Below are 14528 nucleotides of genomic sequence, written 5' to 3'. Positions count from 1 at the left end.
CCGGTGGACTGCACGTCCACCGGCCCGCCGCCGTCCGTCACGCCCGGAACGCGTCAGACCAGGAGTTTCTCCTTGGCCTTCTGGTACTCCTCCTCGCTGATGGCGCCGCTGGCCTTGAGCTCGGCCAGCTTGGCCAGGTCGTCCACGTGGCTCCGGCCGCCGCCCCCCGCGCCGCCGGCCCCTGGTGTGTCGGCGGCGGCGTCACGGACGTACGCCTTGAACGCGGCCTCGCTCTTCTGCGCCTGGGCGATGTCGCGCTCGCCCATCGACCTGCCGCGTGCGATCACGTAGACGAGCACGCCGAGGAACGGCAGCAGGATCACCAGGATCAGCCAGCCGGCCTTGCCCCAGCCGCCGAGGTCCTCGCTGCGGAAGATGTCGGTGATGATCTTGAACAGCAGGAAGAACCAGAGGATCCAGAGGAACAGCTCCAGCATCGTCCAGAAGATGTTGAGAAGCGGATAGTTGTCCATGACGCTCCCGTCGGTGCAGACCCGAGTTCAAAAGAGTCATATCACCGCATATCGGACAATGCGCCGCGTTGTTCGGCCATCCCGGTGATCTTCGGCCCCTGCGGGTGTGCCCTCGGCCCCGACAAGTCCGCCGCCCCGGGGGGTGTGGTGCGTGCCGTGATGGGCGTGGCGTGGTGAGGGGCGTGCGTCGTGAGGGTGCGCGCCTTCGGCCTGTGGCGGCCGGGCTCGTGCGTGGCCCGTGGCGGCGGGGCGCACGCGCGGCTCGTGGCGGCCTGGGTGCGAGCTCAGCCCGCGGCGGCCCGCCCCCGCAGCTCGACCGCGAGCCCGACCAGCTCGCCCCACCAGGCCTCGTGGCTGCGGACCAGCAGCCGCTGAGCCTCGGCCGGCTCGACCGCCCGCACCTCGACCACCTGCTCGCCGTCGTCCGGATTGGTCGGCACGGAGTCCACCGCGACCTCGGCCCAGCCCCAGAGCCAGGCCTTCTCGGGGTGCGGCTGCCACGGCCGGTACGGCTCGGGACTGTCGGTCACGCAGCGGTGCGCGCCCAGCCAGACCGGCTCGCCGAGCAGGCGGGCGCCGGCCTCCTCCTTCAGCTCCCGGACGAGGCAGGAAGCGATCGACTCGCCGCTCTCCCGGGTGCCGCCGGGCAGGAACCAGTGGTCGCGGTCGTCCCGGCAGAGCACGATGCGTTCGGCGGTGAACCCCACCAGGTGGACGTTGGTGACGAGCTCGTCCGGCGGCAGCGCGGTGGAGAACCGGGCGTCGAACCGCCCCCAGGCCCAGTACTGCGGCGCGTGCAACTTCGGGAACCGGGCGGGCAGGTCGGTCAGTCCGCCGGCTCTTTCGGTGGTGTCCGTCATCTGCCGATCATAGTCCGCCCGGGCCTTCGCCGACCCGTCCCGAAGAGCGTTCTCCAGGCTGTTCCGCAGGCCGTTCCGCAGGCCGTTCCGCAGGCCCGGCGACTGGTCCGCCGGGTCGTCAGGTCACGGCCGGGACGCCGAACTTCGGCTGCCGGTCGACGGTGTCGAGGACCCGCGGGCGGTGCGGAATGGCCGCCTCGATCGGGGCGCCGACCCAACTGCCCAGCGAGATCTCGGCGGTGATGCCCGGGCCGAAGCCGGCGATCAGACCGTGGGTGCCGTCGGCGACGTTCCCCTCCGCGAAGAGGCGGGCCAGCGCGTCGAAGACCACCGCACTGGCGATGTTGCCGCGCTCGGTCAGCGTGGCCCTGCTGAACCGGAACGCGGCGGGCTCCAGGTTCAGGAAGTGGCAGAGGTCGTCCAGGATGCGCGGGCCGCCGGCGTGCACGATGTAGAACCCGAGCCCGGAGACGTCCCAGTCGTGCGCGGTGGCGAGCGTGCGCAGGGCCGGGGCCAGCATCTCCATGGTGCCCGGGACGCGCTTGTCGAGCTGGAAGTGGAAGCCGGTGTCCTTCACGCCGTAGGAGATCCAGTCCTCGGTGTGCGGGACGAGGTGCGAGCCGTTGCGCTCGACGTGCACACCGGTGCCGCCGCGGCCGCGCATCACCGCGGCGGCGATCGCGTCCCCGAAGAGGCCGTTGGAGAGCAGCGAGCCGACACCGAGGTCGGTCGGCTGGTAGCAGAGCGAGCAGAACTCGCAGGCCACGATCAGGACGTTGGCGCCGGGGTAGGCACGGCAGAAGTCGTGCGCGCGGTTGACCGCGGCGCCGCCGGCCGCACAGCCGAGCTGGGCGATCGGCACCTGGCGGGTGTCGGAGCGGAAGCCCATGGTGTTGATCAGCCAGGCGGTCAGCGAGGGCATCATGAAGCCGGTGCAGGACACGTAGACGATCAGGTCGATGTCCCGGGCGGACAACTCGGCGTGGCCGAGGGCGCGTTCGACCACCTCGGGGACGCGGAGCTTGGCCTCGCGCTCGTAGACCGCGTTGCGGGTGGTGAAGCCGGGGTGCCGCAGGGTCTCGTCGATCGGCTGGACCAGGTGCCGGGTCCGCACCCCCGTGTTCTCGATCAGCCGGAGCGCGAGGGGGAGTTGGGGGTGGCCGGCGTGCAGGGAGCGGGCCAGGTCGAGGGTCTGGTCGAGGGTGATGACGTGTTCGGGTACGGCGATGGCGGGACGGCAGAGTGTTGCCATGGGTGTGAGGTCTCCCCTGGTGACCCGCGTGGCCGGCGGCCGCGCGGGCAGTGGCCTACGGGTGCGGTGGACGGTCGCCGGGGCGGTGCGGCGGGGAGGTCACCAGGCGACCGGCAGGGTGCGCGGGTAGCGCCAGATCGAACCCGTCCGCCAGTCCAGCTCCGCGGCTGGGACGGCCAGCCGAAGCCCGGGGAAGCGGCGCAGCAGCGTGCCGATGGCGACCTGGAGCTCCATCCGGGCCAAGTGGGCGCCCGCGCAGTGGTGGGTGCCGTAGCCGAAGGTCATGTGGTTCGCCGTGCCGCGGTCGAGGTCCAGCTCGTCGGGTCGCTCGAACACCGCCGGGTCGCGGTTGGCCGCCAGGTAGGAGACGTGCACGGCCTCGCCGGCCCTGATCAGGACACCGCCCAGCTCGACGTCCTCGGTCGCGACCCGGGCGATGCCGACGCCCTGGCGGAACGGGATGAAGCGCAGCAGCTCCTCCAGGGCGCGCGGCAGCGTCTCCGGCCGGGCGCGGAGCTTGGCGAGCTGCTCGGGGCGGGTGAGCAGGGTGTAGGTGATGTTGCTGAGCTGGTAGGTGCTGGTGTCGTGGCCGGTGACCAGCAGGACCATGGCCATCACGGCGAGCTCCTGGTCGTCCAGCAGCTCCTCGTCGTCCCGTGCGGTGGCGAGCGCGCTGATCAGGTCCTCGCCCGGGTCGCGGCGGCGGGCGGCGGTCAGCTCGGAGAAGTAGGCGCGCAGCGCCGCCTTGGCGTGCTCCTGGCCGGCGCCGCTGCCGGGACCCATGGTCATCATCGCGACGGCGTGCCCGCGCAGCCCGGCGCGGTCCTGCTCGGGGATGTCGAGCATCTCGCAGATGGTGGTCATGGGGAGCCGGCCGGAGAGGTGGTGGACGAGGTCGGTGGGGGAGCCGTGCTCCTCCATGTCGTCCAGGTACCCGTCGACGATCCGCTGCGTCTTCGGGCGCATCCGCTCGACCTGGCGGTTGGTGAAGCCCTTGGCGACGAGCCGGCGCAGCCGGTTGTGGGCGGGCGGGTCCATCAGGTTGATCGCCTCGGCCTGGGCGATCGGGGCGGGGGTCATCCGGGGGAGGTCCCGGCCGATTCCGGCCGCGCGGCTGAACCGCCGGTCGGTGGTGACGACGCGGACGTCCTCGTACCGGGTGGCCAGCCAGGCCTCGCCCTCACCGTGCGGCAGCCGGATTCTGGTGATCCGCTCCTCGGCGAGCAGCAGTTGCTTGAGGAGGGGGTCGAACTCCAGGCCTTCGGTGTGGTTGAAGGGGCAGTCCCACACGGGGGCGGAGGTAGTCACGGGCTGATCCAAGTGGCCGGATTCGGTACCGCCCGGACGTTGGTTCGTTCGGGCGCGGACGTGCTGATGTTCCCCCATCCGGCGGCGGAAATCCGGATACACCGGATTGTTCGCTCGATCGAGCGAGATAGCCGATTGTCATGCGATATGTGCTGCGGGGAAAGGGAGTTGGGGCGGGGGGCGCGAGTCGGCCGGGAGGAGGGAGTTGGTCGGGGAAGTGGAGTCGGCCCGGCCCCGGGGGCGGGCGGCCCCGGGCACCGGTCGGCCGACGTCCGGGCCGTGGTCCAGCCGCGGGGGGCACCGGACACGCCGCCGGTGCGGGGGCCTTGGCACCTCGCCGGGCGGCGCGCCTGCCCGGCGGAGCCCGCTACACCGGGGTGGCCCGCTCCGGGGCGCGGGCGGTGGTGGTGCGGTTGAGCAGGTCGATGCCGAGCGGCGTGATGGTGTGCAGGACGGCGCCGCCGCGGCGCTGGGTGGTGATGAGGTTCGCGTTGCGCAGCACGGTGGCGTGCTGGCTGGCGGAGGCGGGCGAGACGTTGAGCCGGAGGGCCAGCTCGGTGGTGGTGCAGCCCGCCGAGACCGCGTCCAGGGCGGCGGCCCTGGTTCGGCCGAGCAGGGCGTTGAGCGAGTGGCGTCCGGGGCCGTTGCCCTCCTCGCTCCACAGGGCGGCGGCGGTCAGGACGTCGCGGACGGCCGGGATGGCGAGGGTGGGCGGCGCCTGCGGGTCCTGGCCGTCGGTGAGCAGCACGGGAGGGTCGGGGAGGAAGACCACCGGGGCCAGGACCAGCCCCCGGCCTTCGAGGTGGACCTCGCCGTCCCGGGGGTAGTCGACCTCCAGGACCGGGGCCCGCCAGCGGATCCGCTGCGGGTGGGCGGTGGCCAGCAACTGCTCGACGCCGCCGTCCACCAGGGTGCGCCCGTACTCGGCCCGGACCGCGTCCAGCCGGGCGCGCAGCCGGCCCCAGTGCGGGCCGACGGTGAGGTCGTGGCAGGCCGCCAGCGAGTCCGCCAGCAGACGGCGGGCGGGCAGGTCGCCCTGTTGGAGGGCGGTGTGCCAGCGGGGATCGGTGCGGGCGGTGGCGATGTGGGCGACCTCCAGCCGGAACGTCCGGTCGGGGGTGCCGAGCAGGTGGTCGAGCCCGCCCTCGACGGTGGTGTCCCGCTTGGTGAGCGTGCCGATGTCCAGATGGGGGCTGAGCGAGGCCAGGGGCCGGAGCCCGTCGCCGAGCGTCCGGGAGAACAGCCGGCGCCAGGGCCGGAACTGCGGGCAGCCGTTCCGGCCGGTGAGCTGGTGCAGGCCGAGGAAGGCCTCGGTCAGGGGGCCGAGGGTCGGGGCGACCCGGACCCGGGCGAGATCATCGGCGGTGAAGTGGATACGGAGCAACGGCCCTCCCCAGCAGTTCCGTTGAGTCTCCCGCAGGGTGTGCACCGCGTCCAGCAGGGGGTTTAGGCGAGCGCCGAAACCCTTGGCCGGGGGCCCGGTCCGGCGGCCAGGATGGGTCCGACGCCGGTGCCCGGTACGGGGGTCCGGGCACCGGCCCGGCGCGGTCGGCGTGGCCGGCGGGCGGCGGGCGGCGGGCGGCGGTGGGGTGTACGGCCGGCGGGAAGTGCGGCCGGCGGGTGGTGGGAGGGGGTGCGGCCGGCGTCGAGGCGGCCCCCGCGTCCTTTCCGCCGGGACGGAGAACCGGGCAGCAGTCCGACGCGTCCGTTCTGGCGTGATCACAGCTGTCCTCGGCACGATGCCGATGTTCTGGCCCGGGCTGCTCTGCTCGCTGGTGCCGGCCGCCCTGCTGAACCGGCCGGTGGGGCGACTGCTGCGGGCCCACTGGGCGGTGGCGTTCGTGCTGCTGCTCGCACTGGGCGGGGTGGTGACGCTCTCGCTGCTCCCCGACACGCAGGGACCGTTCTGGGAGTACTCCCGGTTCGCCGTCCGGCACTGCACCCTGACCGGCGCGCGGCTGCGCCCGCCGGGCGAGTGGATGACCTCGCGCCAGGCCGACCTGAACATCCTGGTGTTCCTGCCGATCGGCCTCGCCGCCGCCCTCGCCGGCACCAAGCCCCGGGTGGTGGCCGTCCTGGCGGTCGCGGTCGCGCTGCCGTTCGTGGTGGAGCTCGCCCAGTACGCGGTGCCCGCCATCGGCCGGGCCTGCGACATGCAGGACGTCGCGGACAACCTGCTCGGCCTCGCCCTCGGCGCGGCGCTGGGCCTGCTGGCCGGCCCGTTCGCCCGGGCGGGCGCGCGTTCGCTGCGCGCGGGCGGGGCGTAGCGGGGGCGGGCGCGGGGCTTTCGCCGCCGAGCCGTACCCGCTACCGGGGCGGGGCCCTAGCATGACGCCTGCCGAACACCAGGGGGGAACCATGCCGTCGGACCGCACCACAGACGTCGCAGACGCCACGGACACCGCAGACGCCACCGCGCCAGGAACGGGCACCGGACCGGGGGCCGTGGCCGATCGGGCCGGCGAGGTGGTCCGCGGGCTTCGCCGCCGGCGGCTGTGGCAGCAGAAGCCGGCCTGGGAGGCGCCCGGACGACCCGGTAAGGGGCATGGCGGGAAGGGTAGTTGGTGCGTACCCGGTCTGGTGGTCCGGGGCTCCCTGGAGGGGCTGCACGGCTTCGCGACCGAGACCGGGCGGCCCGGCTGGAGCTGGACCGTACCGCGGCGGGGCGTGCTGGTCGCGATGAGCGACCAGGTGGCGGACGGCGTCGGGCTCGCGGTCCACGCGGACGAGGACGACGGTCGGCTGGGCCGCATCACGGTCACCGCCTTCGAGGTCCGCAGCGGTGAGGTCCTGTGGTCGTTCGAGCCCGAGTTCGACGACCGGCGGTACTACTCCGAGTACGACGAACCGATGGCCGGCATGGTGGCCGCGGTCCCGGGCCGGGCGGTGGTGCTGAGCGACCGTCACCTGGTGGCCCGCGACCTGCGCAGCGGGCGGCCGGTCTGGAGGCCGCGCCCGGCCGGCAAGGGCACGGCCGGCCGGCTGGCCACGGCCGGGGCCGGCCTCGTCCAGGTCGTGGTCGCGGGCGGTCGGGCCACCGTGCGCCGGATCGGCGCCGCCGAGGGGAGCACCGGCCCGGCGACGGACCTCCCCTTCGACGGCCGGGTCGCCGACGTGCACGTCGCGCACCAGGACCCGCCGGTCCTCCTGGTCGAGGGCAAGGGGTTGCGCGCCTCGGAGCCGGCGCTGTTCGTCCTCGACGACCGGGGAGAGGTCACCGCCCGGATCCCCGCCGTCGGCGGGCACGGCGAGCTGGTGCTCGGCCGGGTCGGAATCGGGGCGGACCGGCCCGTGGTGGCGACGGAGGAGGTCGTCGTCGTCCCGACCCGTCCCGGCCCCGGGGCGTACGACCACCTGACGGCGTTCGCCCGGGCCGGCGGCGGTGTGCGCTGGACCTGGCGGTCCAAGGAGAGGATCACCGGCCTGCTCCGCGTCGAGGGCTCCGTCCTCGTCCTGAGCAAGTGGGTCGCCCCGTCCGGCGAGGCGGACGGCACCGTGCACCTCCACGTCCTGGACGGAGCCACCGGGCGGGTGTCGGCCGTGCGCAGGCTGACCACCTTCCAGGTCGGCACCGAGGGCCGGTTCCACCTGGACGGCGACCGCCTGCTGCGGGTGTCGGACTGGGGGCACGACACCTGGGCGCCGGTCCAGATGTTCCGGCTGCGCTGACGCGGGCCGGGGAGGAGGGGGCGGGCGCGCCGGGCGATCGCAGGCACCACGTCCGGGCCCGGCGCGCGCGGCGACACGGCATCTTTTCAGAAGCCTCACCGCGAGGTGTGGAATCCCCACAGGCGGGCTGCCTAGGCTCCGCATGCGCACGACGACGTGCGCGGAGCCGGCCGACGACCACCGGCGTGTGCCGGCCGCCCCGGCAGCACGGGAAGATCACATGGACTACTGCGCACCCTGCCGCCGCCACCTGAACGGCGCCCTCGCCTGTCCCGGTTGCGGTACCCCCGCGGGCGCCGGGGACACACCGACCGGCGTCCCGGACACCCCGGCCGCACCGCGCCCGGCGCTCGCCGAGCCGTCGCCCCCGTCGTCCGGGCGGCCGGCCGGACGGTCCGCCCAGCGGCGCACCGCGCGCCGGTCCGGCCGACGTCCGGGCGTGCTCGTGCTGTCGGTCGTGGGCCTGGCCGTCGCGGGCCTCGGCGTGGCGGCCCTGGCCGCGAACGGCGAGGAGACCCCGCCGCCGGCCCCGGGCGCGGGCCGGCCGGCCACGGCGGAGCCGCAGAGCGGCTCGGCCCAGGCCCCCACCACGCCCCCGGCCGCACCGGCCGCGACCAGCACCCGGGCCGTGCCGACCACCACACGCACCAGCTCCCGCCCGGCCGGGCCCACCACGACCACGGCCTCCGCACCGGCGGCCTCCGCCTCCGCCTCCGCCAAGGCCGGCGCGCCGCCGGCCCCGGCGACCACCGGCGCCGCGGAACCGGCGCCCGCCCCGCCGGCCCAGCCGGTGCCGAGCACGGCCCCGCCGACCACCCCGCGGCCCTCGGCCACCAGCACACCGAAGCCCACGCCGACCTGCACGCCGTTCCTGTTCTGGTGCACGTAGCAGTCCGGCGTACGTGGGGTCCGGCGCACGTAGCAGTCCGGTGCAGGTGGCAGTCCGGCGCACGCGGGCGCCGGTGCACGTGGGGTCCGGTGCACGTGGGGTCCGGTGCACGTGGGGTTCGCCGAGCACCCCTCGCGGGCGGGTTGCCACCGCGCCGGGAGTACGTCGGGAGGACCCGCCTAGAGGGCGACCAGCAGCCCCTCGTCGGCGGTGACGATCTCGCCGGTGAAGGTGCTCCCGGCCTCCGCGGCCGAGCGCGCGCGGTCGCTGCCGGGCCAGAAGTGCGTGAGCAACAGCCGCCGGGCGCCGGCCCGGGCCGCCCAGGTGCCGGCCGTCGCGGCGCTCATCAGACAGGGGTCGTCGCTCCCGGGCCCGGTGCCCTGGAGGGTGGCGCCGGCGATGAACAGGTCCGCGTCCGCCGCCAGCCGGGCGAGCGCCTCGTCCGGGCCGGCGTCGCCGCTGTAGGCGAGCGTCAGGCCGGGGGCGGCCAACCGGACGCCGGCGTGCGGGACGTGGTGCGGCAGCAGGGCCGCGTCGAGGGCGAACGGTCCCACGCGATGGTTCCCCGGGAGCTCGTGCACGTCGAAGACCTCGTGCAGGTCCTCGGTCGGCTCCATCGCCTGGACCCGCCCGACGACCCCGGGCGGGCAGTACAACGGCACGCGGGGGCCGCGCGGCTGCGCGAAGTAGCGGGCGCGGCAGAGGGCGCTGAGGTCGGCGCAGTGGTCGGGGTGTTCATGGGTGATGACCACCGCGTCGACGTCCCCGGCGGGCGTGTGCTCCAGCAGCCGGGGGAGCGTCGCGTAGCCGAGGTCCAGCACGACGCGGAACCCGTCGTACTCCAGCAGGAAGCCGCTGGCACCCCGCCCGGCCTCCGGCCAGGCCCCGCACGTTCCCAGCACCGTCAGTCTGCGCATCAGGCGATGTTCTCACGCCGCGGGGCGGGCCCGGGAGGGTCAGGCGCCGAAGTTCAGCGCGTAGAGCGAGCGCACCGGACCGGCCGTGACGAAGTCCATCGGGACGGTGCCCAGCACCGGCCGGGCGGACCGGTCGAGGGCTCCGAGATAGCCGCTCAGCTTGGGCGCGATGGCGTCGGCGGCCTGGCGCGGCCAGAGGCCCCAGCCGGTGCAGGAGGTGAAGGTGAGGAAGAGCCGCTGCGGGTCGGTGGCGGCGCGGGCGGCGTCCAGGTGGGCGGAAACCTCCGGCCACTTGCGGGAGTTGAGGTCGAAGATGGTGCCGATCTCGTAGTCGTCCTCGATGTCGGTGTGCGGGCCGCCCCAACGGAGGCCGGGCAGGCCTGAGTTGTCGGCGATCAGGACGATCCGGCCGCGCACCTCGCCCAGGCGCGGGATCCCGTCCTCGGTCCGGACCAGGCCCGGCCAGCGGCGCAGGTAGTCGGCGAAGAGGGCGCCGAACTCGGCGTCGGAGACGGTGGAGTACTCCTGCTTGACCCGCATCACCAGGGTCTCGCCGGGGTGTGCGGCGAGGAAGGCCTGGCACTGGTTGAGGACGTCGCCGAAGAAGATCTTCTGGAAGACCGGCCCGTGGTGGATCGCGAAGACGCCGTCGATGGCGCGGCATCGGATGTCGAGGAAGCGCACGCCTATGGCCAACTGGTCGGGCAGCGAGAGCGTCTGAGTCTGCGCCAGTCCTCCTCCGTGGAGCGAGCAGGAGTCGTGCGTGCCGGGGAGGGTGAGTCGCGCGAGGGAGGTCTGCGGGTCGACGGCGCCCATCCAGTCCGATCCGGCCGGGACGGTGGCCGCCGAGGCGTGCGGCATGCCCGTGCCCAGCCCGGCGGCGGCGAGGGCGCCCAGCAGGGCGGTGCGGCCGAGGGTGCGCCTGCTGATCGGCGTACGGGTGTTCAAGGACATGGTTCGGTACCCCCGTTGGGTGTGAAGAGTGGGACGGGACGAGCCTATGACATGCCCATTGTTGGGCTGTCGGCCCGCTCTGCCCAGGGGTCCGGTCAGCAGGACCGCGTGTGAGGTGCGGGGCTCACCAGGCCGCCTCGCGGTAGTCCTTGAGGAAGACGCCCGACACCGGTGCGCCGGCCTCGCCGCGGACGATCGGGTCGTAGACGCGGGCGGCGCCGTCGACGATGTCGAGCGGGGTCCGGAAGCCGTCGGCGTAGAGGCGGGCCTTCTTGGGGGCCGGGTTCTCGTCGGTGATCCAGCCGGTGTCGACGGCGCACATGTGGACGCCCTGGACGGCGAGTTCCTCGGCGCTGGTGCGGGTGAGCATGTTGAGGGCGGCCTTGGCCATGTTGGTGTGCGGGTGGCCGGCGGTCTTGTTGCGGACGGCGAACCGGCCCTCCACCGCGGTGACGTTGACGATGTAGCGACGGGGGTTGGGGGAGGCCAGCAGCAGCGGGAGCAGCCGGTCGCAGAGCAGTGCGGGGGCGAGGGCGTTGACGAGCTGGGTCTCCAGCACCTCGCCGGGGTCGAGCCGGCCGAGCCGGACGGACCAGGAGTTGGCGGGGGCGAGGTCGGGCAGCAGCCCGGCCTCGTCGGCGGTGTCGGGCAACACCTCGGCCGTCAACGCGGCCGGTGAGGCGTCGAGTTCGGCGGCCGGCCAGGCCGGGGCGAGGGCCGGCATCGGCCGGAACCCGGGTGCGTGCGTCACCGCGGCGGCCGAGGCGGCCGGCAGGGCGGACTGCTCGCCGGCGGCCAGCAGCGCGTACGACCCGGGCGGGCGGCGCAGGGTCTGCGCGGCGTTGTTGACCAGGATGTCCAACGGGCGCCCGTCGGCACGGAGGTGATCGGTGAGCCCGAGCACCTGGCGCGGGTCGCGCAGGTCGATGCCGACCACCGTGAGGCGGCTCCACCAGTCGGCGGAGCCCGGTGCGGCGCGGAACCGGCGGACGGTGTCGTGCGGGAACCGGCTGGTGACGATCAGTTCGGCGCCGTCGCGCAGCATCATCAGGGCGAGCTGGAAGCCGATCTTGACCCGGCCGCCGGTGAGCAGCGCACGGCGTCCGCGCAGGTCGGTGGTGAGGGCGCGGCGGGCGGTGTTGTCGGCGGCGCAGACCGGGCAGAGCGAGTGGTAGAAGGCGTCCACCTGGCGGTAGGGCTGCTTGCAGACGTAGCACCGGCGGCCGAGCAGGAGTTCGCCGAGCGGGGCGCCGGTCGGACGCCCGGCCAGCGGCGCGTCCTCGCGCCGGTCGAGGGCCCCGGTCGCGGTGGCGGCGATCAGCTCGGCGTCGGTCCGCCGGGCCTCGTCCTTGGCGCTCTGGCGGCGGCGCTTGCGGCTCTCGCGGACGAAGGACTCCAACTGCCGTTCGGCGTGCCGCCGGACGCGGTCGCCGGCGGGGAGGGCGCGCAGGCGTCCGAGCGTGCGGCTGAAGGCGGCCAGTTCCTCGGCGGTGACCACGTCGGCCGATGGGTTCCCGTCGCTCCGGAGCGCCATGTCCGTCCCCCTGTGCTGTGCTGTGCCGTGGTGGCTCGGTGGCCCCGCCGGACTCGAACCGGCGGTACGCCCGAGCGGGGCGGGGCGCCTGCCGATGTGCGACGCCCGGGCAGTGGGGAGGACTGTACCGGCCGCACCCCAGGAGTGTGATCACATTATTCGTAGGATGAGGGCCTTGATCGCGGAGTGATGTGCCGCGACCAGAGCGGGGAACAGGGAGAGCACGATGGTGAGTCTCAGTGCGGTGGCCGGAATCGCGGCGGTGGAGCTGGGGATGGTGCTGATCCCGGGTCCGAACATGATCTACCTGGTCTCCCGCTCGGTCACCCAGGGCCGCCGGGCCGGGCTCATCTCGTTGGCGGGCGTCCTCGTCGGCTTCCTGGCCTACCTGTTCGCGGCGACGGCCGGCATCGCGACGGTGTTCGCACTGGTGCCGGAGATCTACCTGACGATGAAGTTCGCCGGCGCCGGCTACCTGCTCTGGCTGGCGTGGAAGGCCGTCCGCCCGGGCGGCAGTTCGGCCTTCGCGCCGCAGGAGCTGGCCGCCGACCGGCCGGGTCGGCTCTTCGGCATGGGTCTGCTGACCTGCCTGCTGAACCCCAAGATCGCGATCCTCTACGTCTCGCTGCTGCCGCAGTTCGTCCAGCCCGAGCGCGGCCACGTCGCCGTCCAGAGCCTGCTGCTGGGCCTGACGCAGATCGCGGTCGGCATCGCCGGCAACGCGGTGTTCGTGCTGACGGCCGGTTCGGTGTCCTCGTTCTTCGCCCGCCGTCCGCTCTGGCAGCGGGTGCACCGCTACCTGATGGGCACCGCGATGGCCGGCTTCGCGCTGCGGCTCGCGGCCGACCGCTCGCGGGTGGTGCTGGCGACCCCCTGACCCTTCGACGGGCGGGGGCCGCCGGCACCGCGGCTCAGCCGCCGTACTGGGCGAAGATCTTCGCGAACTCGTACGGCTGCTGCGGGATGTTGGTGCACTTGAACAGCGCCCCGGTGCAGGCGTTGGCGTCCCGGGTGGCGTCCCAGAAGGCCAGCTCGCCGAGGTGGTGCTGCTTGGCGAAGGCGACCAGCTGCTGGGCGTCCGCCTGGTTGTAGACCTGGTGGTCGTCGTTCTCGCCGATCATCGGCGTGACGCCGACCATGGCCCAGAGCTGCGCGTCGCCCTTCGCCGGGTAGAGCGTCTTGAGCTGGCCGTACAGCGACTGCGCCGCCTGGACCGCCGCGTCGCCGTAGTCGGCGCCGCTGCGGTAGTAGTCCATCGCCATGATGTTCACCAGGTCGACGGCCACGCCGGCGTCCCGGGCGGACTTCACGATCGCGACGCCCTCGCTGGTCAGGCCCTCGGGCAGCACCGGCAGCGTGAACGAGACCTTCAGGCCCGGGTTGGCCTTCTGCAGCTTGGCGAGCGCGGCCGAGCGGCGGTCGTTGGCGGCGGTGTCGGCGATCGCCGCGCCCTCGATGTCGAAGTCGACGTAGCGCAGGTTGTACGCCTTGACCACGGCGTCGTACTCGGCGAACAGCGAGTCCACCGTGGTGCAGGCGGCGGCGAGTTCGGTGCCGCTGGCACCGCCGAAGGAGACCTTGACGTCGCCGCCGGCCGCCCGCAGCGCGTCCACCTGGTCCTTGGCCCAACCGGTGCGCGGGTCGTAGGCGTTGAACCAGCTGGCCTTGCAGCCGACGCCGGTGACGAAGCCCATGGTGAAGGACTTCAGGTTGCCGGCCGTGGCCATCGCGGGCAGGGACGGCGTGGGCCACGCGCCCATGTCGATGTACGGGGCCACCGGGACGGCGACGTTCGGCGGCGGCGTGGTGGGCGTCCCCGTGCCGGTGGGTGTGCCGGTGGGCGTCGGCGTGGCTGAAGTCGGCGGCGGGGTGGACGGGTTGCCTCCGGGACCGGTGAGCGTGACGTCGTCGGCCAGGTAGGCGCCCTGCCCGTACCAGCCGTGCAGGTAGACGGTGACGCTGGTGGTGGCCGGTCCGGTCGTGAACGTGGTGGACAGCTGCTGCCAGGCGGCGCCGCCGGGAGTCCAGACGGCCGGGTCGGTGACACCGCTGCCGGTGGCGCCGAGGTAGACGTACTGGCCCTGGACCCAGGCGCTCAGCGTGTACCTGGTGTTGGGCTGCACGGTGACGCTCTGGCCGCACTGCGCGGTGTCGCTGCTGCCGGCGGCGCCCTTCAGCGCGTAGGAGCCGCTGTGCGCACCCGAGTTGACGACCGAGCCGGTGCTGCCGGAACAGCTCCACGGGGCGGGTGAGCCGCTCTCGAAACCGGCGTTGACGAGCAGGTTGCCGTCGGCGGCGCCGGCGCTCCCGGCAAGGGTGGCGAGCCCGCCGGCGGCCAGTGCGGTGGCGGCGGCGAGGCTGAGCAGCTTGACCCGGCCCGCGGGGCGGCGGTGCCGGGCGGGGGCGCCGCCCGCGGCGGCGTCGGGCGCGGGGGTTTCGGGCGCGGGGGTGTCGTGGGGCGCGCGTGGCATGTGGGGTGCCTCTCGGGACGGCCGGCCGCCGCCTCGCGAGGGGGCGCGGGCGGGGGCGGGCGGGGGTGTGGTCCGGTGCGGGGAGGTGCGCGGTGCAGCTTCAAACTGGACTAGACCAGCTGTGCACGTCAAGCACCTACGGCACATCAGAGGCGGCTGCTGGGAAGGTTTTAGGAACGGTTTAAGGCTCCGGCCGTCGGC

Annotated in this window: 13 protein-coding genes; 3 read left to right on the top strand and 10 right to left on the bottom strand. The window is 74.1% G+C overall.

The features are described from left to right. Positions 1-53: 53 nt before the first annotated feature. From ACFC1F_RS10580 to ACFC1F_RS10560, 5 genes are all read right to left on the bottom strand, one after another. Complete coding sequence (locus ACFC1F_RS10580; RefSeq protein ID WP_376157088.1) at positions 54-473, bottom strand: SHOCT domain-containing protein; 420 nt, start codon at positions 471-473, stop codon at positions 54-56. Positions 474-757: 284 nt separating this feature from the next. Beyond that, on the bottom strand, positions 758-1333 hold the full coding sequence (locus ACFC1F_RS10575) for an NUDIX domain-containing protein (RefSeq protein ID WP_376157087.1): 576 nt from the start codon (positions 1331-1333) through the stop codon (positions 758-760). A gap of 118 nt (positions 1334-1451) precedes the next feature. After that, positions 1452-2585, bottom strand: a complete 1134-nt coding sequence (locus ACFC1F_RS10570) for a type III polyketide synthase (protein WP_376157086.1) — start codon at positions 2583-2585, stop codon at positions 1452-1454. Positions 2586-2684: 99 nt separating this feature from the next. Then, entirely contained in the window at positions 2685-3893 is a 1209-nt protein-coding gene (locus ACFC1F_RS10565) for a cytochrome P450 (RefSeq protein ID WP_376157085.1), read from the bottom strand. 367 nt (positions 3894-4260) lie between these two features. Then, complete coding sequence (locus tag ACFC1F_RS10560) at positions 4261-5277, bottom strand: ArsR/SmtB family transcription factor (protein WP_376157084.1); 1017 nt, start codon at positions 5275-5277, stop codon at positions 4261-4263. 331 nt (positions 5278-5608) lie between these two features. Between ACFC1F_RS10560 and ACFC1F_RS10555 the strand changes: the two genes are divergently transcribed. Together ACFC1F_RS10555 and ACFC1F_RS10550 are read left to right on the top strand one after the other, a co-directional pair. Then, on the top strand, positions 5609-6160 hold the full coding sequence (locus ACFC1F_RS10555; RefSeq protein ID WP_209414326.1) for a VanZ family protein: 552 nt from the start codon (positions 5609-5611) through the stop codon (positions 6158-6160). Between the two features lie 313 nt (positions 6161-6473). Next, complete coding sequence (locus ACFC1F_RS10550; protein ID WP_376157082.1) at positions 6474-7562, top strand: PQQ-binding-like beta-propeller repeat protein; 1089 nt, start codon at positions 6474-6476, stop codon at positions 7560-7562. 225 nt (positions 7563-7787) lie between these two features. On the opposite strand, the gene ACFC1F_RS10545 is transcribed toward ACFC1F_RS10550, so the two are convergent. The 4 genes from ACFC1F_RS10545 to ACFC1F_RS10530 all read right to left on the bottom strand — a co-directional run bounded on the left by ACFC1F_RS10545 (position 7788) and on the right by ACFC1F_RS10530 (position 11856). Further along, positions 7788-8447 (bottom strand): hypothetical protein, encoded by a 660-nt coding sequence (locus ACFC1F_RS10545; RefSeq protein WP_376157081.1) that lies wholly within the window; start codon positions 8445-8447, stop codon positions 7788-7790. 183 nt (positions 8448-8630) lie between these two features. Next, entirely contained in the window at positions 8631-9368 is a 738-nt protein-coding gene (locus tag ACFC1F_RS10540; RefSeq protein ID WP_376157080.1) for an MBL fold metallo-hydrolase, read from the bottom strand. Between the two features lie 39 nt (positions 9369-9407). Then, the gene (locus ACFC1F_RS10535; RefSeq protein ID WP_376157078.1) at positions 9408-10322 is read right to left on the bottom strand and encodes a phosphatidylinositol-specific phospholipase C; all 915 of its coding nucleotides are present in this window, start codon (positions 10320-10322) and stop codon (positions 9408-9410) included. 124 nt (positions 10323-10446) lie between these two features. Next, positions 10447-11856, bottom strand: coding sequence for an SDR family oxidoreductase (locus ACFC1F_RS10530; RefSeq protein WP_376157076.1), 1410 nt, complete (start codon positions 11854-11856; stop codon positions 10447-10449). A 226-nt stretch (positions 11857-12082) separates the two neighbouring features. Here ACFC1F_RS10530 and ACFC1F_RS10525 point away from each other — a divergent pair, with 226 nt between their 5' ends. Next, the gene (locus tag ACFC1F_RS10525) at positions 12083-12733 is read left to right on the top strand and encodes a LysE family translocator (RefSeq protein WP_209414331.1); all 651 of its coding nucleotides are present in this window, start codon (positions 12083-12085) and stop codon (positions 12731-12733) included. A 34-nt stretch (positions 12734-12767) separates the two neighbouring features. On the opposite strand, the gene ACFC1F_RS10520 is transcribed toward ACFC1F_RS10525, so the two are convergent. Continuing rightward, positions 12768-14327, bottom strand: coding sequence for a carbohydrate binding domain-containing protein (locus ACFC1F_RS10520; RefSeq protein ID WP_376157074.1), 1560 nt, complete (start codon positions 14325-14327; stop codon positions 12768-12770). Positions 14328-14528: the final 201 nt, after the last annotated feature.

It is taken from the genome of Kitasatospora sp. NPDC056181 (assembly GCF_042266225.1).
Lineage (GTDB): Bacteria > Actinomycetota > Actinomycetes > Streptomycetales > Streptomycetaceae > Kitasatospora.
This window is presented reverse-complemented; position numbering and strand designations above follow the sequence as displayed.